16 protein-coding genes, 1 pseudogene and 1 riboswitch are annotated in these 20,389 nt (G+C 45.3%); of the genes and pseudogenes, 9 read left to right on the top strand and 8 right to left on the bottom strand.

Annotated features, from left to right (window positions below; translation table 11 throughout):
• A pseudogene (locus K5R16_RS16175) lies at positions 1-441 on the top strand (TetR/AcrR family transcriptional regulator); the annotation flags it as partial.
• 145 nt (positions 442-586) lie between these two features.
• A complete protein-coding gene (locus K5R16_RS16170; protein WP_220738570.1) occupies positions 587-1,675 on the top strand; it encodes a branched-chain amino acid aminotransferase in 1,089 nt (362 codons plus the stop codon).
• Between the two features lie 74 nt (positions 1,676-1,749).
• Here the strand turns inward: K5R16_RS16170 and K5R16_RS16165 are convergent, their stop codons facing one another.
• The 5 genes from K5R16_RS16165 to K5R16_RS16145 form a co-directional block, all read right to left on the bottom strand.
• Positions 1,750-2,160: an energy transducer TonB gene (locus K5R16_RS16165; protein WP_220738569.1), complete on the bottom strand. Its 411-nt coding sequence runs from the start codon at positions 2,158-2,160 to the stop codon at positions 1,750-1,752.
• A 354-nt stretch (positions 2,161-2,514) separates the two neighbouring features.
• Entirely contained in the window at positions 2,515-3,456 is a 942-nt protein-coding gene (locus tag K5R16_RS16160; protein WP_220738568.1) for an acyltransferase, read from the bottom strand.
• 5 nt (positions 3,457-3,461) lie between these two features.
• A complete protein-coding gene (locus K5R16_RS16155; RefSeq protein ID WP_220738567.1) occupies positions 3,462-4,367 on the bottom strand; it encodes an acyltransferase in 906 nt (301 codons plus the stop codon).
• A 116-nt stretch (positions 4,368-4,483) separates the two neighbouring features.
• Positions 4,484-6,010, bottom strand: coding sequence for a YifB family Mg chelatase-like AAA ATPase (locus tag K5R16_RS16150; protein ID WP_220738566.1), 1,527 nt, complete (start codon positions 6,008-6,010; stop codon positions 4,484-4,486).
• Positions 6,011-6,488: 478 nt separating this feature from the next.
• On the bottom strand, positions 6,489-7,112 hold the full coding sequence (locus K5R16_RS16145) for a LysE family translocator (protein ID WP_220738565.1): 624 nt from the start codon (positions 7,110-7,112) through the stop codon (positions 6,489-6,491).
• A gap of 1,550 nt (positions 7,113-8,662) precedes the next feature.
• Between K5R16_RS16145 and K5R16_RS16140 the strand changes: the two genes are divergently transcribed.
• Positions 8,663-10,099 (top strand): hypothetical protein, encoded by a 1,437-nt coding sequence (locus K5R16_RS16140; protein ID WP_220738564.1) that lies wholly within the window; start codon positions 8,663-8,665, stop codon positions 10,097-10,099.
• Between the two features lie 274 nt (positions 10,100-10,373).
• Here the strand turns inward: K5R16_RS16140 and K5R16_RS16135 are convergent, their stop codons facing one another.
• Both K5R16_RS16135 and K5R16_RS16130 read right to left on the bottom strand, forming a co-directional pair.
• A complete protein-coding gene (locus K5R16_RS16135; protein WP_220738563.1) occupies positions 10,374-11,360 on the bottom strand; it encodes a GGGtGRT protein in 987 nt (328 codons plus the stop codon).
• Positions 11,361-11,374: 14 nt separating this feature from the next.
• Positions 11,375-12,067 carry an iron-sulfur cluster assembly scaffold protein gene (locus K5R16_RS16130; RefSeq protein WP_220738562.1) on the bottom strand — a complete coding sequence of 231 codons (693 nt, stop codon included), beginning with the start codon at positions 12,065-12,067 and terminating at the stop codon, positions 11,375-11,377.
• 116 nt (positions 12,068-12,183) lie between these two features.
• Positions 12,184-12,248, bottom strand: a riboswitch (Fluoride riboswitch).
• 182 nt (positions 12,249-12,430) lie between these two features.
• On the opposite strand from K5R16_RS16130, the gene K5R16_RS16125 reads away from it, so the two are divergent.
• From K5R16_RS16125 to K5R16_RS16115, 3 genes are all read left to right on the top strand, one after another.
• Positions 12,431-13,519, top strand: a complete 1,089-nt coding sequence (locus tag K5R16_RS16125) for a DUF2157 domain-containing protein (RefSeq protein ID WP_220738561.1) — start codon at positions 12,431-12,433, stop codon at positions 13,517-13,519.
• On the top strand, positions 13,516-14,310 hold the full coding sequence (locus K5R16_RS16120; protein ID WP_220738560.1) for a DUF4824 family protein: 795 nt from the start codon (positions 13,516-13,518) through the stop codon (positions 14,308-14,310). The genes K5R16_RS16125 and K5R16_RS16120 overlap by 4 nt, the downstream gene beginning before the upstream one ends.
• Positions 14,311-14,400: 90 nt before the next feature.
• Positions 14,401-15,357, top strand: a complete 957-nt coding sequence (locus K5R16_RS16115; RefSeq protein WP_220738559.1) for a LysR family transcriptional regulator — start codon at positions 14,401-14,403, stop codon at positions 15,355-15,357.
• Here the strand turns inward: K5R16_RS16115 and ilvY are convergent.
• Positions 15,350-16,222 carry an HTH-type transcriptional activator IlvY gene (ilvY, locus tag K5R16_RS16110; protein ID WP_020910573.1) on the bottom strand — a complete coding sequence of 291 codons (873 nt, stop codon included), beginning with the start codon at positions 16,220-16,222 and terminating at the stop codon, positions 15,350-15,352. The two genes, K5R16_RS16115 and ilvY, sit on opposite strands and share 8 nt — an antisense overlap.
• Positions 16,223-16,424: 202 nt before the next feature.
• Between ilvY and ilvC the strand changes: the two genes are divergently transcribed.
• The 3 genes from ilvC (at position 16,425) to ilvM (ending at position 20,389) form a co-directional block, all read left to right on the top strand.
• A complete protein-coding gene (gene ilvC / locus K5R16_RS16105; protein ID WP_220738558.1) occupies positions 16,425-17,906 on the top strand; it encodes a ketol-acid reductoisomerase in 1,482 nt (493 codons plus the stop codon).
• A gap of 546 nt (positions 17,907-18,452) precedes the next feature.
• Positions 18,453-20,126 (top strand): acetolactate synthase 2 catalytic subunit, encoded by a 1,674-nt coding sequence (ilvG, locus tag K5R16_RS16100; protein ID WP_220738557.1) that lies wholly within the window; start codon positions 18,453-18,455, stop codon positions 20,124-20,126.
• Positions 20,123-20,389, top strand: coding sequence for an acetolactate synthase 2 small subunit (gene ilvM, locus K5R16_RS16095; protein ID WP_220738556.1), 267 nt, complete (start codon positions 20,123-20,125; stop codon positions 20,387-20,389). Before ilvG ends, ilvM begins: the two co-directional genes overlap by 4 nt.

Genomic DNA, 20,389 nt, shown 5'->3' with positions numbered 1-20,389 from the left:
GTTGTATCTATTAATAGTATGTTTTGGCAGTTAGCCAGCTCAGATAAAATAGAGGTATTAAGAAATAGAGTTAATCTATTTTGGAGTCGGATTAAACGGCCATTAGAAGATGCGGTCATCAATGGTGATTTGAAGGCGACTGATGCCGATATAAGAGACTTAAGCCAAGCGCTGTATTTCTTTCTTGCGGGGGCAACATCCTCATATGAAAGTAAATTGATGGATGAGCAGTATTTTACAAACGAAGATATCTTGGCTTATCGCCATGTCAGCCGCTTGATGAATCACTATCAGTGGCGTAAGCCTATTACCCAAGAGATGATGCAAGGCTTGAGTAACAGAATTAGTGCCTTCCTAGATAAAGGCCCTGGAAAAATTCGCAGTTGCGATACCTGTTTAGCCATTGGAAAACTGAACGATTGTCGTCAGCCTGCCATATGAGTGAGAATAAGCTGGTTGGGTCGTCAATTTCAATGGCAGTTGAATTGCATTTTTGCACTGAAATTATTGATGCCAGCCCGCGTTTCACTTGACTTTTTTGTGACCACTGCATAGGCTGCTCAGTCAGTATTCAAGGTGGTATGCAATGCAAATAAACTATAATTTAAAACCTGCGTCAGAGCGCCGTACAGAGCAGTTCAAACCGACCACAAATGTTGGCTTTGGTAACCTCAGAACTGACCATATGTTTTTAATGGATTACCGTGATGGGCAGTGGTGTGATCCAAGAGTGGTGCCATACGGCCCGTTTGAAGTGGCGCCGGGAGCAATTGCGTTGCATTATGGCCAATCAGTGTTTGAAGGTGCTAAAGCCTTTCAGCATGAAGATGGCGAAATCTATACCTTCCGAATCGATAAAAATGCCGAGCGTTTAAACCGCTCAGCAGACATTATCTGTATTCCTGCAATTCCTGAAACGTTACAAATTGAAGCCATTAACGCATTGATTGATGTTGATCGTTTATGGTTCCCGATGCAGGAAGATGCCTGCCTCTATATTCGTCCTTTTGTATTTGCTACTGAAGATCGATTATCTGTGAGCCCCAGTGAACAATACACTTTCTGTGTGATGCTCAGCCCTAGTGGTCCTTACTATACTGATGGTTTTGATAAGGCTATTCGTCTGCTGATCAGTGAACGCTTCCACCGCGCTGTATCGGGTGGTACTGGCGCATCGAAAGCGGCGGGTAACTATGCTGCTTCACTTAAGGCGGGTAAAGCGGCGGCAGAGTATGGCGCAGCGCAAGTACTGTATTTAGATGCTAACAACAAGCAGATTGAGGAAGTGGGCGCGATGAACCATTTCCATGTGCTTAGAGATGGCAGCATTATCATCCCTAAGTTTACTGACACCATTTTGAAGTCGATTACCTCGCAATCTATTCTCGATTTAGGTGAAATACTAGGCTGTGAAGTTCGCCAAGAAACAGTGATGTTAGATAAATTTATTGCTGATATAGAATCTGGCGAAATTATTGAAGCGGGTGGCTTTGGTACTGCGGCAGTGGTATCACCAGTAGGCTCATATATCTTTGAAGATAATCGTGTGGTTACGGTAGGTGATGGCAATGTTGGCGAGCATACCAAGCGCATTTATAAAGTATTGACTGAGATCCAAAAAGGCCATATTGCGGGGCCTGATGGTTGGGTTAAATTGGTAGAACGTCGAGTATAATCTCTCCTTTTCGGCATAAAAAAGCTCCTTAAAGGAGCTTTTTTGTGCTTTTAATAACATTCTAAAAGCCAATACTATAATCGAAAGCTGGTATTTATCCGCACTGCCTGCAGCGCACTATTTTGTGCGGTAGGGTAAAACTCTTGGCTAGATATTTCCGCCAAAGCAGCTTGCTCTAACAGCTCGCCAGTTACACTATTAATAATCTCTAACTGGGTCATTTGACCATGACTGTTGACTACAAATGATGCTTTATATTGAGTGGTATTTTCTTTGGAATCATTGTGCAACTCTGCTGGTAGAGCCTTACGCCAATCAATGAGCTTATCTTTTGTCACCCAATATTTAGCGAAATCCGTGCTATTAAGCTGCAAAATAGGTTGATTACTTTGCCTTGTGGGAGCAGTACTACATGCAGTTAAAGAAAATAATACTAATAAAGAGACCATAAAGCCATTGTTAGTCCTTAGTCTGTTGAACGACATAATTAGCACTCCGAGCATACATATGTAATTAAGATGTTAATGGTGACTCAATATATAAGCCTAAAGTATAAGTGTCTAGTCCTCGAATGCGTGAAATATGAGTTATGAGATAACGGACAAGCTTAAGCGCAATCACGGGCTACTTTTTTGAATATTCAAGTTATTGATGATGTGAGCAAATATTTTTAATTTTTTCAGTGACGAGCATTAGATGAATTATTGATGACAGTGAGTAACTGCTTGTAAAGCAGTTTAAGCGGCGGGGTAATGATAAAAATGAGTCTGAGTTTGAGAGTTGAATTAAAAAAGCGCACTGTATTGAGTGCGCTGTTACTGGTTAAAACAACCTAGCAGTTAGTTAGCTGTTTCTGTCTCTTTTGCCGGTTCGGTTGGTGCACCATGTTTTATCATCAGCTGATGGATCTCTTCATCCTTTTCCAGCCAAAGTTGATTCAACCAGCGCTGGAACTCAACACGGTAACTCGACTCTGAAAAATAGCGTTTATTGTCTACTTCAGGCACAGGCAGCACCTTCACACGCACTACAATTTTTCTCAAGCGGCCATGCATCACTTCGTACAAGGCATCTTTTTTAAACACTTCAGGATAGAGCACCGTTACGTTAAGCACGTTGGTAAACTGTTCGCCCATTGCCGATAACGCAAAGGCGATACCGCCAGCTTTAGGACGTAACAAGTAGCGGTAAGGTGAATCTTGACGTCGATGTTTCTCTTCAGTAAATCGGCTGCCTTCAACATAGTTAATGATTGAGGTCGGCATAAAGCGGAACTTCTCACAGGCTTTGCGGGTGCTTTCTAAGTCCTTACCTTTGAGCTTAGGGTTTTTCTTTAATTTAGCCGGGCTGGTTCGGCTCATAAACGGCATATCAAGTGCCCAGCAACCTAAACCAAGAAAAGGGACGTACATCAGCTCGCGCTTTAAAAAGAACTTAAGCATAGGGATATGGTTACGCAATACATAGGTTTGTGCTGCAATGTCAAAACCACTTAAATGATTGCTAATCAGTAGGTACCAGCTTTTCTTATCAAGGTTCTCTAAGCCTTCAATATCCCATTCGATATCAGCAAGTAGGTTGAGGATCCCACCGTTACAGGTTGCCCAAGCCCACATAAAGCGATTCATCAAATGAGTCAATGCGTTGCGACCTACGGTAAAAGGCACCACAAGTTTAATTATCCCACCAATAGAAATAAGTGAGGCCCATAAAACCGTGTTGATGATTAATAGAGCGGTGCTCATAAAATATAACAGTGAGCCGGGTAAAAAATTCAACATTGTGCTTAAGCCTCTTTGCTGCTTGTATCTGCTTGTGCTAACTGGGTAAGCACCTGATCTTTTTGTTGCCAAATCTGGTTCAGTTGATTCTGAAACCCAATTTTAAATTCACGATCTTTAATGTAATCGCCACGCAGTGATTCACCAATTTCACTGACCTCTATATGCACCTTAATGTCATCTACTTGACCACTAATAAACTCCCAATAAGTTGGCACTTTTCCTGGGTAGTAGATAGACACATTTACGAGCTTATGAATGTGGTCGCCCATTGCCGATAACGCAAAAGCCATACCGCCAGCCTTAGGTTTAAGCAAGTGAGTAAAGGGCGAGCTTTGCTTCTTATGCTTTCCTGGATGGAAGCGTGTGCCTTCGACAAAATTCATTACGCTGACTGGTTTATTTTTAAATTTAGCGCAGGCTTTACGGGTGATCTCTATGTCTTTACCACGTAGTTTCGGATTTTTACGCAGTTGGGCATTGCTATAGCGGCGCATAAAAGGAAAATCGAGCGCCCACCATGCCAGCCCTAAAATTGGCACAAAAATCAGTTGCTGCTTCAAGAAAAACTTCAGAAATGGAATTTTGCCGTTAAGCACTCGCTGTAAAATTAGAATATCGACCCAAGACTGATGGTTTGCGATTACCATGTACCACTCTTTGGTTGATAGTTGTGCATCACCTTGCACATCAATGGTCACTCGATGAAAAGTATCTTCAATAACGCCATTACAGCGGATCCAAGAACTGGCGCAAAAATCAAGAAAATAGGTGCAAGCTGTACGCGTGAAGTTGAGTGGGATTAGCTTAAAAATACTAACGACTAAAATGGGAGTAACCCAAAAAATAGTATTAATAAAGTAACAGAAGAACGCTAAGCTTCCCTTAATGCGTGACACTATCGCGCCCATTAACAACCCCAAGATAAAAAACGGAGACCTATAGTACTCGTTGTCGGGATTTGTCTCAATCTAGATGTTAATTTTTGCTGCTAAAAGCAGCGAACAATGTGTTCTATTAACTCAATTTAATACTGCTTCAAGCTAGCCAGCAGCCGATCTATAGCGCGGTAACCTAGTGCTTGGGCAATATGTGGACGAGATACATCTTGTTGCTGTTGTAGATCCGCGATGGTGCGGGCTACTCGTTGCAGTCGATGGTAACTACGTACCGATAAACCGAGTTTATTGACGCTCTCCTCTAGAAACAACAGATCTTCTGCATTAAATCTGCCTTCCTCTTTGAGTTGCTTGCCAGTCAGTTCGCTATTGAGAGTACCTGAACGGGCTAATTGTATCTCTCTTGCAGCATGTACTCGTTGGGCGATAACAGCGCTAGTTTCAGCTTGGGTGTCACAGCTATTTAAAGCGCCAAGTGGCAGTTTAGGCACATCAATGGTTAAATCAAAACGGTCTAAAAATGGCCCTGAAAGCTTAGAAAGGTACCGCAGGATCTGTTCATTACTGGCTCTGGCGTTATCGACATCACCACATGGGCTCGGGTTCATTGCCGCCACTAATTGAAAGCGGCACAAAAAATTGAGTTTAGCTGCCGCGCGGGAGATGCTCACCTCACCGGTCTCCATTGGTTCACGTAAGCAGTCTAGTACCTTGCGTGGAAACTCGGCCACCTCATCAAGAAACAACACACCGCGATGGGCAAGGGAGATCTCCCCGGGTTTGGGAATAGCGCCACCACCCACCAATGATATTGCCGAACTCGTATGGTGTGGGCTTCTAAAAGGCCGCTGGTAAAATTGCTGCGGTAACATGTTCTGCCCAGCAACAGAGTGAATCGAAGCCACCTCAAGCGCTTCGGTATAATCAAGTGGCGGTAGTAGCTGCATCATGCGCGTAGCCAGCATGGTTTTGCCTGTGCCAGGTGGTCCGAGCATCATCAGGTTATGTCCGCCGGCGGCTGCAATCTCTAGCGCCATTTTTGCATGTTGCTGGCCAACCACTTCGCTAAGGCAGTGAGTATTAGCTTCATTATTTGAAGCCGGTGTTATCCACTCTAAGCCAAGGTCAATACCGGGCAACTCTGACTGTCCATGGAGATAGGCAGCTAAAGATTGTAAATGGGTGGCAAACAGTACTTGTTGATAGCCAACGAGTTCAGCATCGGCGCGGTTATCAATGGGCAGCACTAAGCGGCTATTGACTTGGCTTGCCGCAACGATGACTGGCAATATGCCTTGGCAACCACGCACATGGCCTGAAAGTGCTAACTCGCCGACGAACTCATGTTGCTCAATCGATTGTGGTGGGATCTGTTTTGATGCGGCAAGAATGCCAATAGCGATAGGAAGATCATAGCGGCCCCCTTGTTTTGGCAGATCAGCTGGGGCGAGGTTGACGGTTATCCTGCGCATCGGGAACTCGAAGCCTGCGTTTATCAATGCGCTGCGAACTCGCTCTTTGGCTTCTTTGACCGAAGCCTCGGGCAACCCTACCAGTGAGAATGCGGGTAAGCCGTTGCTGAGGTGCACTTCAACGGTAACCGCAGGGGCGTCGACGCCGCTACTTGCACGGGTTGCAACACAGGCGAGTGCCATAAACAAATCCTTTTGTTTTATGAGTAAGGGGAGGTTTGCTTAAGCCTAGCCAAAGTTTTGAATTTTGGTGGTTTTTGGGTTGGTTTTGGCAGTAAATTCATACTTTGGGTTTGCTTTTATCAGGCTGCGCCTGACTAATGTCGTGGGATTCCATCCCACACCCGGCCAAAAGGGGATCTACAGCAAACTCCTCTTGTCTAATTCTTACAAAAGAAGTCCCGTGCCGCCCGGACGAAGTTACATGCGTTGAGTACAGGCCTCGTACTTATTCGAAATAGCCTAACGATTCCGATGGGACATCCTGTCCCGCGAAAGCTATGCCCGACTCTGATAGGCTGGATGCCTGAGAAAAACCGTGTGGGCATTACGGCCTTAAATTTGTAAAAAATCTTCAACGTACTTCGGCAACTTCGATGGGGAATGGGTTTTTCACGCAGAGATTTGAGCAGGGAAAAAATACTACATAAACCGCGCTTGATCATTTCACTGCTGTTGCCATATAGGCACTGCCGCTAATTAAAAAGCTGCCACCTACATAACCTAAGTACTTTTCTGATTCCTTACGCTGAAAAAATCGACTTGCGCTTGCAGCGAGTAGGGCATAGCCCGCTAAAATAACAGCGACAACTACTGAGGATGTCGCTATTAGTATTACGAACTGTAAAACTTGATTGCTTCCGGGAGTCATAAATTGTGGGAGGAATGCCATATAGAATGCGATGGCTTTGGGGTTGAGCGAGGAGGCTATAAAGCCTGCTTTCATACTATCTATATTTTGAGCTTGGTCATCTATGAGATTGTTGTTTGTGGTACTTTTTCTCGCCTCTTTTATCTGGCAATAGCCAAGGTAAGCCATATACCCCACTCCCAACCATTTAAAAATTATAAAGAGAGTGTCGGAGGTTGCTAAGATGGCACCTACACCAACTAAGGAGAGCACCATTAATATTATTCCGCCGATAACATCGCCCAGTATGCACATCAAAGCTGCTCTTATTCCCTTGGTTAACGATTGACTGATCACTAGTAACACACAAGGCCCTGGAATAAGTGTGAGTACGGCACAGGCGATAACAAAAGATAACCAAACTTCAATGGACATAAATATTCTCTGAAAGGTGAAATATTTTATAGCAATAAATCACAGCAAAACTTGCGATTTAAAATGCTGTTCTTACTGACGTTACTGTATTTGAGGCTACGCTAGCATCACTATCTATTTGCTGTAAATGTGTTAATTTTCACGTGAAAAATTAAGGCCGTCTCTTGCACAATTGCAAGTGAGAGCAGTGACTAACCTTGTGTTGAAAACTCTGAAGAATTGGAACCAGAGTAAAGTTTACTAAAGAATCATTCTGATGCCGGATGGTGCCGCTTTTATATCCAGTGTAGATGCGGTTGAGGCCTTCGGTTTCAGGGATGAAACCGCAGAGCGGTCATGGATGGCGTAAAGCGTGCCTCAGCAGTATCTGCATATGCGCTGGCCGCAGGCCGCAGGCCATTGGAACCACTGATTTTAACTATCAAACTCCGTTTGACCAAAGTCGTTGGATTCCATCCCACACCCGGCCAAAAGGGGATCAACAGCAATCCCCTCTTGCCTAATTCTTACAAAAGAAGTCCCGTGCCGCCCCGACGAAGTTGTCTTCCTCGTACTTATTCGAAATAGCCTAACGCTTCCGATGGGACATCCTGTCCCGCGAAAGCTATGCCCACGTCCGTGTGGACATTACGGCTATTTCTTCAACGTACTTCGGCAACTTCGATGGGGAATGGGTGTTTCACGCAGAGTTTTGAGTTGGGAATAAGTAGGTGTTTAATTTTTGGAGATGCATAAGGGCCGCTAGATTTGAAAGTTTACTCTGACCGTAAGCCATTGGAACCACTGCACCTGATGCAGCTATAGAATCACCTCGCTCACAATCACTTTCTTGTAGGCAAAAAAAATCCCTCGAACAGAGGCTCGAGGGGAAAGGTATCTGGAGATTGGTAAGCCATCATTAGTGCGGCTAGCAACTGACGCTGCTAATTTGGGGTTGTAACACCACACTAATAAACACTTATCTGGCTATACGGCTATGACTAAATACGGGATCACTTTTCAAATAAAAGTTTTGTCAGGTACAAATTGCACTGTTTTATTTCCTTAGATATTTATCCATTACCTCAACTTCACCTTTCTAATCCTGTGTTAAAGCATTAATTTCCCGAGCTATGTGGCAGCTGTCCGCGGGAATTCAACGTGATACAACTTCAATGACAATAAATGTAAATGATGAGTTGCAATACGAGGTGCTTACTCATGAATTGTTGAGCATGGTTTTACATAGTGTGCTTGGGTTTTTACGGCTTATTAATGGTTTGATGTAGAACAATTAAGCAGAAGTAAATAAAAGTGAGGTCCAAGCCTATTTTGTGGACGAAGGTGTTTTATCTAGATTGTGTTTTGATGCTATTGTCGCGACGATTTTGGAGTGCAAAGTTGTCGCTTATGGTCGTTCTGCGTCGTGAAGCTTTAGCTTTAAATACCGAATTGTGACACTTGGTTCACTATCGAATATCACGCGTGATTTGATGAAGAGCTGTTAGCGCGATTGTAACCAATTCAAAGAAGACATAGAGAATAAAACTTTTAAGATGAGATGCAGCAAGATGGAAAATAGTACAAAAATATTCATATTTAGTTCAATTATCGCCACTTTATTGGGCTGTGGTGGTAGCGATAGCGGCAGCAATAATGTGCCCAACATGAACTTGAATGGTAAGGCCATTGATGGCTATATCACTGGTGCAACTGTATATCTAGACTTGAACTTTAATGGTCAACTGGACAGTAATGAACCTAGTGTTGTGACTGCAGAGCAGGGCGAATTCGATCTCAATGTCCCTGAAAAGTATCAAGAGTGTGCCCAATATGTCCCATTAGTCGTCGACGTGCCTGTTGGGGCTGTAGATTCTGACTATCCAGATACTCCAATTGAAGAAGCTTACTCTATGGTTTACCCGCCACAGTTTGCACTGAGTACCGATCAGGGTTTATTAAACTTAACACCGTTAACTTCGGTGGTTTGGAACCAAGTTGAGCAGGAGTTACATGAGAATCAAAGTACTACTTTGACATGTGACACCCTTCTTCAAGACCAAGCGCTGCGAGCTGATATCAGCAAGCGCTTAGTTGAACAGGAGTGGCGTGTTGCTAATCGCTACAATATTACGGTTGATGAGCTTTATAGCGACTACATTGCTTCGGGCGATAGTGAATTACATCTACTGGCAAAAGAACTCGTTCCCGGATTACAAAAATCATACCAAGAAACGCTTGCTATTTTGAAGCAAAATCCAGGTGCTGACCTAGCTTGGGTGGAGTTCTTTCTTGGACAATGGGATAGCGGCCATGGTGCTTATGATGATAAATGGTATCGTTATGAGTTGGTTCAAGTATCAAATGGTAACTTCAACTCTAATACTTATGTCATGTCAGATGATTTAGAAACCAAACTAGATTTACACGATAAAAACAGCATGGTTACGACTCAAAAAGATGGGGTTAATATTGAGAGTACTTTGACATTAGAGAAAAATATTGGTGGTTACTCTTGCGCTTTAAGTGAATGGCTTGAAACCATCTCTGCGGAATCATCAGGGGTAAGGAATACTGTTTATTCAACAGTTGGAGACTGGGAGTCATGCCTTTATTCCCCCATCATCAGTAATGTTACACAATCGCTAGTGACAAAAGATTATCAAGACAATCAGCTGATAAGCTATACCGAGCATGTATTCAATGAAGGGAATGACAGTGGCTTTGCGCATTTAGTAGGAGTCACAGATAGCATAACATCTGAAGATCTGATCCCGGTTCGTGGCGTGATTGATTCGAACTTTTATAGTGAAGAATCTCATGGTGCTGATTATTGGATTCGAGTTAACAATGTATATAGCGATGATGCTGCTTTACCCGCTCAAGTTATGACCCAACATGATAGTGATGGCGAATGGACACGACTATCTAATTATCATAACGGTACGCATAAAACAGAATGCGGTCGTTCAGAAAATGATATGTCTGCTAGTCAATGTGACAACTAGCAGTAGAATAAATAGTCAGAGTCGAATCTACTTAAAAGGAATTCTACTTCTGGAGGCTTGCGCTTTTTCTAACCTAGTGTAGATACGGTTGAGGTCTTCGGTTTCAGGGACGAAACCGCAGAGCGGCCATGGATGGCGTAAAGCGTGCCTCAGCAGTATCTGCACATGCGCTGGCCGCAGGCCATTGGAACCACCTTTGTTAAGTAATCCCAATAACCCAATTGAATACAACACAAACCCCACAAAAGATACTAACTCTAAGCGTTAGCCATACTTAGCAATGCAACTGTTGCTCTACGGCAACGGCTAACGCCACACTTGCACCAACCATAGGGTTATTGCCCATACCGATAAAGCCCATCATCGCCACATGGGCGGGGACTGATGAGCTACCAGCAAACTGCGCGTCGGCGTGCATTCTGCCCATAGTGTCAGTCATGCCGTATGAGGCGGGACCTGCTGCAACATTATCTGGATGTAACGTGCGCCCTGTGCCGCCGCCTGATGCAACTGAGAAATAGGGCTTAGCTTGGTTGATACGCTCCGATTTATAGATCCCGGCGACAGGATGCTGAAAGCGAGTTGGGTTAGTGGAGTTACCAGTAATGCTGACATCCACATCGGCGTAATGCATGATAGCAACACCTTCGCGTACGTCATCGGCACCAAAGCACAAGATCTCCCCTCGCTGGCTTTCGGAAAAACGCTTACGACTGACTTCATGAAGTTGACCTGTTTGGTAGTCGAATTGGGTGCGTACATAGGTAAAGCCGTTGATACGGGAGATTAGGTAGGCGGCATCTTTGCCTAAGCCGTTGAGAATGACCTTTAACGGTGATTGACGAGATTTATTGGCGTTGAGGGCAATTTTTATCGCTCCTTCGGCGGCGGCAAAGGATTCATGTCCGGCTAAAAAGCAGAAGCATTGAGTCTGTTCGCTCAGCAATCTTGCGGCGAGTGCCCCATGCCCTAAGCCGACTTGGCGCTGGGCGGCGACACTGCCAGTCTTACAAAATGCTTGTAGTGCCTCACCAATATTACTGGCAGCGAGTGTGGCTGAATTATCGTTGCTGGCCAAGGCTCTATGCAGTGCTAATGCTGTGCCTAGGGTGTAGGCATCACAGGCATTATCAAAGGCAATAGGTTGGGTCTCTAGTACCATTTTTGGCGCATCAATATGATGTTGTAGGCAAAAGTCATTAGCTTCTGCAATAGAGCTTAGCTTCATTTCAGTCAGTAAGGTTTCGATTTGAGTGTTCATGGCTAGCTCCTCTATTAGGCTTGACGTGGGTTGACAGTGGTTACGGCATCATTAAAACGGCCATAAGTGCCGGTGGCTTCGGTTGCGGCGGTATCTGGCGCAGTGCCCTCATTCATTAGTGCCATCATTTTGCCTAAGTTGAGGTAGCGATAACCAATAACCTCACCGTCGCCGTCGAGTGCGAGCTGAGTGACATAACCTTCTGCTAACTCCATATAGCGCACACCTTTGGCGTTAGTGGAGTAGCTCGTGCCGACTTGGCTGCGCTGAGTTTTACCTAAATCTTCAAGTGCGGCACCAACCTCAAGCCCATCTTCTGAAAACGCGGATTGAGTGCGGCCATAAACAAACTGCAGAAAGATCTCACGCATCGCCACGTTAATGGCGTCGCACACTAAGTCGGTGTTGAGTGCTTCGAGTATGGTTTTTCCGGTGATGATCTCGGCGGCCATCGCTGCTGAATGAGTCATTCCTGAGCAGCCAATAGTTTCAATTAGCGCTTCTTCGATAATCCCTTGCTTGACGTTTAAAGTCAGTTTAGCGGCGCCTTGTTGCGGTGCGCAGGCCCCCACGCCATGGCTAAGGCCTGAAATGGCGATAACGTCTTTAGGGTTGAGCATTCGCCCTTCAATAGGAATGGGAGCAGACGGATGTAAATCGCCCCGCTGGATAGGGCACATAGACTGAATTTCTGAAGAGTATTGCATAGTGTTTTCCTAAATAAATGCTAGGAAAACAAGAAAGCGGAGATAGTGACTGATTGGGCATGTCCCACAGAAATACGCTGACAACGCTGGTTGTCATCTCAGGCTAACCTGTTTTCGATTCTGTAGGAGTCATCAGCCAAATTGGCGGTTAAGTCGGTGGAACCCCATCACCTGCAAAGTTGACTAATCAACCTTTCGCTAAAGTATAGGTGAGGTTATCGCGCCAATGGGTGATATTGATCCCACTTTGGTTAATCACTTTTTTATTACTGCTGCTGTTGATATCGCAGCCCGAGATGATGACTTCCTATTGTGTTTATCTTGCATTGCGGCAATATAAACAGTGATTAAGGAGAATCAACTATGCAAGAGAAGTCGCTTTCAGCAGCTGATGCGCAGCAACGGGTGGATCAGATCCATGCATTTCAGCAAGAGATGCAACAGTTAGAACATGACCACGTTATGGCAATATCCGTTGAGCAAAAAAGTCAGCTTGATGGTTACCATAACCAGCTGTTACAACGTTTAGCCAAGGTTTACGACGTCGATATCAGTAGCCAATCTAAGCAGCTGTCTTTGGGGATGAAAATCGCCTCTATGCTAGGTGCGCTGGCGATGGCCACTAGCCTGTTTTTTCTGTTCTATCAGTTCTGGGGTTACATTAACACGCCTGTACAGGTCGCTATTTTAGTGGTGGCGCCAGTACTGTTATTTTTGCTGGCGCTAAAGCTGGCGCAGACCGAGCAGGGGAGTTATTACTCCAAGATCGCCGCACTGGTTAGCTTGGCCTGTTTTGTTCTTAATCTGTCGATGTTGGGGCAGATCTTTAATATTACCCCGTCACCCAATGCGTTTGCTGTTTGGTCTGCATTTGCCTTTTTATTAGCTTACGCCTGTAATGCGCGCTTATTGCTATTCTTCGGTATTGTTAGTCTCAGTGGCTTTATTGCCATGAAACTGGGCAGTTGGTCGGGCATGTATTGGATAAGCTTTGGTGAGCGGCCGGAAAACTTCTTTGTACCCAGCTTAATCATCTTCGCCTTGCCGCAGTTTATCTCGCATAGAGCGTTCACAGGTTTTGAGTCCATCTATAGAGTGACGGCGATGATTATGCTGTTCTTGCCTATGCTGATCTTGTCGAATTGGGGCGATATTAGTTATTTAGATTGGGACGCTGACGTCGTTGAAGGTGTCTATCAAGTCAGTGGCTTTGTCATTTCAGCTGCCGCTATTTGGCTCGGGGTTAAGCGCCAATGGGGGGCGGTCACTAATACTGGCAACGTGTTCTTTATCTTGTTCCTCTATACCAAGTTCTTTGATTGGTGGTGGCAGTGGATGCCGAAATACATATTCTTCTTCATTCTAGGTTTGTCTGCATTGCTAGCGCTGATGGTGTTTAAGCGCATTCGTTCGAGTAGTTTACATAACCCTAGCCAAGGAGGCGCATCATGAAAAAGTACTTATTGCTGGGGTTATTGCTGCTGATTGGCAGCAATCTTGTGGCACTTGCAGGCGTAGCGTACAACAGGTTGAATGAGGTCACTGCAGCAGTCACTTTAACCGAAAGAGAGTTGCAGCTTCCCTATAACAGTAGCGCGCAACAAGAGAATTCGGGGTTGTCTTTGCAGATTGTATGGCGCTCCCCTTCGGCTGAGAACGAGGCTTATCAGCCTTATAATGCTAAAGAGAGCCGTTTAAGCAAAGAGCAAGTGCTAGCCCTCGGGTTTGAATTACCCGATGAAGGCTATTATGGCGTGCAGTCGCAACCGCTATATTGGGCTCTGGAGTTTGATGGCGCCCTACATGACGCTGAAGTTGTTAAGGCTGAGCTACGTTACCAAAAAGCGCTCGCCAGCTATAATACACAGCCAAATGAAGACAATACTCGTCTAAAAAATGATGCTCTGGAGATGCTCAAAAAAGAGAAGTTAATCAATAGCAGGCTGTTTTTTGTTAAAGCCGCTGCTGATTATCAGTCGCTTGCCACGGAGTTTGCGGATCAAGACAATATGATCTTTGTCAAAGGGCTTACCAAGCCTTATTACCATCAAAATAGCGATAGTTATGGTTTGTCTTTGAATCAATTGCTGGTCAATCACATTATGGTACCGCTGGCTGATACCAAGCCGCTTAAAGGCTTATCGAGATTGGGCTATCGAGATATTACTGCACCGCGCTATTCGGTTGAAGTTAATTGGGGCAGCCGTTTCGAGCCGTGGATTGTTGCTGTGACGGCAGACTAATGATGCTTAGTTTAATTTACAAAAACTGACCCACTAACCTCTGAAAAAAACTATCATAGGCCAAGTCGGTGTTAGTGGGTGAGAAGGTAATTGGTGAAACAGCTAGATTTCAATTTATTGCGAGTGTTAGAGGTGCTGCTTGAGGAGCAAAGTGTTACTGCGGCGGCATCGAGATTGCACCTGAGCCAATCGGCAGTGAGTAAGCAGTTAAGTAAGCTGCGAGAGACTTTTGATGATCAGCTGTTTGAGCGCACCGCTTATGGCTTAAAAGCCACGCCTAGGGCTCTGCAGTTAGCGCCAGAGCTGCGTGAAGTATTGCAACGCCTTGACCAGTTCACTCGGCCTAATAGCTTTGAGCCTGCTGATAGTCAGCGTAGGTTCCGTATGCATTTGGTTGAAACATCCTACTCATTAGTATTTCCGCATTTTGTACCAACTTTACTCAATCAAGCGCCACAGGTGAGCATTAATAGCCAAACTTGGGCGACTGACAGTATGGATAAACTGCTGCGCTGCGAAATTGATCTGGGGATCATCTGCCGTGAGTGGGATAAACGCTCTTTACTGCACATGAACAACCTCCCCGACGAGCTAGGTTACGCTGAGCTTATCCGTGATTATCCTGTTTGCCTTGTGCGGCAAGGGCATCCACTACTTAATGAGCCTTGGGATCTCGATACTTTTTTAAAGTATCGTCACTTGCAAGTGACCTTTGGTGGCTTGGAGCATTGGCTACTGGATGATGTATTACGACTGGAGCATCTTCAGCGTGATATAGCGGTTAATATGACAGACTTTAATAGCGCTTTAGATCTGTGTCAGCACAGTGACTTGATCTTATGTGCGCCGAAAAAGTACGTGATGCATATGCTACCCGGTCATGACTTGGTTTGTCTGGATGTGCCTGTACATGTTGAACCGGGCGCTTATGTGCTGGTTTGGCATAAACACTTTAACTTAGATCCCAGCCATAGCTGGCTGCGTAATCTAATGATTGATGGCGTGCGTGCTCAATCGAACAATGATGACAAGCTCTCAGCTAGATAGCTTCTAAAAATGCGCTGATCACGGGTTCTTGCACCCGCTTTTCTCTACAGCAACAACCTAGCTCAAACGGCGGGATAGCAATTGGCGAGGCCAGCAACTGAATGCGGTCTCGTACCGGGCTGTTATTAATCACCACTTCGGGGGTAATGCTCACGCCACAACCCAGTGCCACCATAGAGGTTATCGCCTCTTGGCCAGAGACTTGGGCATAGATATTAGGCGTAAGACCCAGTGCTTTAAACCAGTTATCGATACGTTTACGCCCGGGGCCATGCTCCGGCACGATAAAGGGTAGCCTGTCCCAAGGGATGTAAGATTCGGTTAGCAACTCTTGTACTTGGCAGCGAAAAGTCGGTGCGATAATCGACAATGGCACGTCATCTATTTTGGCAAAATGCAGATTTTCAGGAAAGGGATCTGGCAGCGCGGCAATCGCAATATCAGCGCGGTTATTACGAATTTCATTAACCGCATTAGCGGCATCACCTGTGGTTAGGGCTATTTCAACTAATGGATGTTCACGCCTAAAGCGGTCGAGCAAACCGGGGAGATGACTATAAGCCGCGGTGACCGAGCAATATAGATTAAGCCGTCCTCTGAGCAAGTCTTGCTTAGGATCGATTTTGGTTTTTAGTTTGCTCCAATGGTCGAGTGTCAGCTCGGCAAAGTGACGATATTCAACGCCGGCACTGGTTAAAGTGACACTGCGATTATCACGCTGAAATAGCTGGGCACCCACTTCTTCTTCCAACCTTTGCATGGCCCGGCTCAGTGTTGACGGACTCACATGCATCGCTTGGGCGGTGCGAGCAAAATGCAAACTATCAGACAGATGTAAATAGAGTTTGATGGTGCGAATATCCAAATTTTTCATCCTCTGTCAGTAGCATTAACAGTGAGTAACTGTTAGGTCGGCGTCGAATATCCATGTTGCACAAAACGCAACGTCATGTTCCGAATATATCATTTTAAGCAATGAAAAGCTTGCGCTATAGTGATCTCAATCACAGCTTAGCTCGCGCTTGAGCAAGCCCGTTTAAATATCCAGAATCAAGGTGGTATATCAGATGGCTAACTATTTTAACTCTCTGAATTTGCGTCAACAACTAGAACAGCTGGCTCAATGCCGCTTTATGGATCGCAGTGAGTTCAGTGAAGGCTGTAATCATATCAAGGGTTGGAATATTGTCATCCTTGGTTGTGGTGCACAAGGTTTAAACCAAGGTTTGAACATGCGCGACTCAGGCTTGAACATCTCTTTTGCACTACGTGAGCAAGCGATTAATGAGAAACGTGAATCTTACCAGAAAGCAACTGGCAACGGTTTCCGCGTAGGCACTATCGAAGAGCTAATTCCTGATGCTGATTTGGTATTAAACCTAACACCAGATAAGCAGCACACTAACGCTGTAAACACGGTTATGCCATTGATGAAGCAAGGTGCGACATTGTCTTACTCGCACGGCTTTAACATTGTTGAAGAGGGTATGCAGGTTCGTCCAGATATCACTGTCATCATGGTTGCACCTAAGTGCCCGGGTACTGAAGTACGCGAAGAGTACAAGCGTGGCTTTGGTGTACCAACACTGATTGCTGTTCATCCAGAAAACGATCCTAAGGGTGAAGGTTTCGATATTGCTAAAGCTTACGCTAGCGCAACGGGTGGTGATCGTGCAGGTGTATTGCACTCATCTTTCATCGCTGAAGTTAAGTCTGACCTGATGGGTGAGCAAACCATTCTTTGTGGCATGCTGCAAACTGGTGCCATTTTGGGTTACGAGAAGATGGTTGCCGACGGCGTTGAGCCAGGCTATGCGGCCAAGTTAATCCAACAGGGTTGGGAAACCACTACCGAAGCGCTTAAGCACGGTGGTATTACCCACATGATGGATAGACTGTCTAATCCAGCTAAAATTAAAGCGTTTGAAATGGCTGAAGAATTGAAAGAAATTCTACGCCCACTATTCGAAAAGCACATGGACGATATCATCGGTGGCGAGTTCTCTAAAACCATGATGGAAGACTGGGCGAACGATGATGCGAACCTACTTAAGTGGCGTAGTGAAACTAACGAAACTGCTTTCGAAAATGCGCCGCAAACCGATGAGCAGATTGATGAGCAAACATACTTTGATAAAGGCATTTTCTTAGTTGCCATGATCAAAGCTGGTGTTGAACTAGCGTTCGACACTATGGTTGCTGCCGGTATCGTTGAAGAGTCAGCTTACTACGAGTCTTTGCATGAAACGCCGCTAATTGCTAACACCATTGCCCGTAAGCGTTTGTATGAAATGAACGTGGTTATCTCGGACACTGCTGAGTACGGTTGTTACCTATTCAACCACGCTGCAGTGCCAATGTTACGTGACTATGTTGCTAACATGTCGTCTGAGTTCCTTGGTGGCGGCTTGAAAGATAGCGGCAATGGCGTTGATAACGTGCGTCTTATCGAAGTTAACGAAGAGATCCGCGGTACAGCCGTTGAGTTTATCGGTGCAGAGCTTCGTGGTTACATGACTGAAATGCAACGTATCGTCGAAGAAGGCTAATTTATTTGTGACTTGCCTGTGACGCTTATTCGTTGCAGGCAAGGCTTAAATATCTCCCATTAAGAGTACAGATAAAGTTTTCAATAAAACATTAACGATTAACACCTTAGTGACAATAAAGAGAGGCGGCAGTCAATTATTATTACACCGAGTTGCTAGCGCTAATTTTAAGGCTAAAGCTTGAATGTGATTAATGATGCAAAAGTTTTCATTGTGTTTTTTATTCGCTTTGTGGTAAATCTTAATGGTGGTCTGATTGATGAAGGCCAATACCGAATTTAAGCAAACACCTTATTAGGAATACAAGTCGCGTATGTTTAACCAAGCTGCCCAAATTATTATTGTGATTATTACCGTCGTGATTATTAAATCACAGCGGGGGCCGCGCATGCTAAATCGACACACCTAATTAGGTTTAAGATTGCAAACAACCCCCGCTCCGAAAGGAACGGGGGTTGTTTCGTTTAAGGGCCGACCAAAATGATTGCGGGTCGCCATTAAGCTATCACCGAGTTATCGAAATATTGAGTAGTGGAGCAAGAGCAGATGGAACAAGGGCAGATGATACGGGGCGCCGACGCAGTAATAAAAGCGATAGCCGCACATGGTGTGACCACAGTGTTTGGTTATCCTGGTGGCGCTATTATGCCTATTTACGATGCCCTCTATGGTAGCCCGGTAGAGCATCTGTTAAGCCGCCACGAACAAGGTGCTGCATTTGCAGCAGTAGGCTACGCCAGAGCAAGTGGCAAAACGGGAGTTTGCTTTGCCACTTCGGGCCCTGGAGCAACCAACCTTATCACCTCACTTGCCGATGCATTGCTCGATTCAGTGCCTGTTGTTGCAATCACAGGTCAGGTATCAACTGCCGTTATCGGCACTGATGCGTTTCAAGAGATAGATGTACTCGGTATGTCACTGTCTTGCACCAAACACAGCTTTATGGTCACGAGTGTTGAAGAGCTAGTTCCGACGTTATATCAGGCCTTTGAAATTGCAGCTTCGGGTCGACCTGGTCCAGTATTGGTTGATATCCCAAAAGATATTCAAATCGCTTTGATGGAGTACAAGACACCATTGCAAGCAGCACTGCCTGAACCAGAGCATACTCCAAGCCAAATCGACGCAGCAAAAGCACTGCTGGAGCAATCTAAACAGCCTATGCTGTATGTGGGTGGCGGCGTAGGTATGGCCAGTGCTGTTGAGCCATTGAGACAATTTATTGCGGCAACTGGCATTCCATCTGTTGCGACATTAAAAGGGCTTGGCGCTATCAGCTATGAGACTCCAGGTTACTTGGGGATGCTCGGGATGCATGGCTCAAAGGCGGCTAATTTAGCAGTGCAGCAATGCGATTTATTGATTGTTGTTGGCGCGCGTTTTGATGATCGGGTGACAGGGCGTTTAGCGTCATTTGCTGAAAACGCCAAAGTATTGCACTTAGACATTGATGCCGCTGAGCTAGGTAAATTGAGAATGCCAGAGGTAGCAATTGCAGGCGATTTGCGCCAGATCCTACCTGCACTAAGCCAACCAATGCAGATAGCGGATTGGCAAGCAGAAGTCGCCGCATTAAAAGTACAGCATCAATGGCGTTACGACCGTCCAGGTGAGCTTATTTATGCGCCTGCGATGCTGAACCGTTTGGCACAAAAATTACCACAAGATAGCGTCGTTGCCTGTGATGTGGGTCAGCACCAAATGTGGGTTGCCCAGCACATGTACTTTAGACGCCCAGAAGATCACCTTTCAAGCGCCGGACTTGGCACTATGGGCTTTGGTTTACCTGCGGCGATTGGCGCTAAAGTTGCTCGTCCTAATGCGGCAGTGGTTGCGGTGTCGGGTGACGGTTCTTTCATGATGAATGTGCAGGAACTTACCACCATTAAACGTAAGCGCTTGCCAGTTAAAATACTGCTGGTGGACAACCAAAAGCTTGGCATGGTTAAGCAGTGGCAGCAGCTATTCTTTGAAGAGCGTTACAGCGAAACGGATCTGTCGGATAACCCTGATTTTGTCAAAATGGCATCCGCCTTTGATATTCCAGGTCGAAACATTACCCAAGCCAGCGAAGTCGAAGCAGGCTTAGACGAAATGCTTAACAGTGAGGGGCCGTTCTTGTTGCATGTATCGATAGATGATGCACACAACGTATGGCCGTTAGTACCACCCGGTGCGTCAAATCAAGACATGATGGATGAGATGGAGAAGCAAACATGAGCAATTACGCAATCGCAATCAATGTGCAGCAGCGACCAGAAGTGTTAGAGCGCGTGTTACGTGTCGTCCGCCATCGTGGTTTTAACATTACTAATTTGGCGATGCAGCTCAATGACAATAATACCTGCAGTATCGATATGTCGCTGCAGAGTGACCGAGCCATTGAGTTACTCACTAATCAAATAAACAAACTAATTGATGTACTTGACTGCCAAGTGTTGGCAGGTCAAACAAACATGACAACCGAATCTGCAAAGGGATAA

Source organism: Shewanella sp. c952 (assembly GCF_019654975.1).
Lineage (GTDB): Bacteria > Pseudomonadota > Gammaproteobacteria > Enterobacterales > Shewanellaceae > Shewanella.
Note: the sequence above shows the minus strand (reverse complement) of the source record. Positions and strands in the feature narration are given on the sequence as shown.

Coding starts and splice junctions, on each gene's coding strand:
- K5R16_RS16165 (WP_220738569.1), bottom strand. CDS start 2,160: ATGTCGTTCAACAGACTAAGGACTAACAATGGCTTTATGGTCTCTTTA.
- ilvM (WP_220738556.1), top strand. CDS start 20,123: ATGAGCAATTACGCAATCGCAATCAATGTGCAGCAGCGACCAGAAGTG.
- K5R16_RS16160 (WP_220738568.1), bottom strand. CDS start 3,456: ATGTTGAATTTTTTACCCGGCTCACTGTTATATTTTATGAGCACCGCT.
- K5R16_RS16125 (WP_220738561.1), top strand. CDS start 12,431: ATGCAAGAGAAGTCGCTTTCAGCAGCTGATGCGCAGCAACGGGTGGAT.
- K5R16_RS16130 (WP_220738562.1), bottom strand. CDS start 12,067: ATGCAATACTCTTCAGAAATTCAGTCTATGTGCCCTATCCAGCGGGGC.
- K5R16_RS16135 (WP_220738563.1), bottom strand. CDS start 11,360: ATGAACACTCAAATCGAAACCTTACTGACTGAAATGAAGCTAAGCTCT.
- ilvG (WP_220738557.1), top strand. CDS start 18,453: ATGGAACAAGGGCAGATGATACGGGGCGCCGACGCAGTAATAAAAGCG.
- K5R16_RS16155 (WP_220738567.1), bottom strand. CDS start 4,367: ATGGGCGCGATAGTGTCACGCATTAAGGGAAGCTTAGCGTTCTTCTGT.
- K5R16_RS16145 (WP_220738565.1), bottom strand. CDS start 7,112: ATGTCCATTGAAGTTTGGTTATCTTTTGTTATCGCCTGTGCCGTACTC.
- K5R16_RS16170 (WP_220738570.1), top strand. CDS start 587: ATGCAAATAAACTATAATTTAAAACCTGCGTCAGAGCGCCGTACAGAG.
- ilvC (WP_220738558.1), top strand. CDS start 16,425: ATGGCTAACTATTTTAACTCTCTGAATTTGCGTCAACAACTAGAACAG.
- K5R16_RS16140 (WP_220738564.1), top strand. CDS start 8,663: ATGGAAAATAGTACAAAAATATTCATATTTAGTTCAATTATCGCCACT.
- K5R16_RS16150 (WP_220738566.1), bottom strand. CDS start 6,010: ATGGCACTCGCCTGTGTTGCAACCCGTGCAAGTAGCGGCGTCGACGCC.
- K5R16_RS16120 (WP_220738560.1), top strand. CDS start 13,516: ATGAAAAAGTACTTATTGCTGGGGTTATTGCTGCTGATTGGCAGCAAT.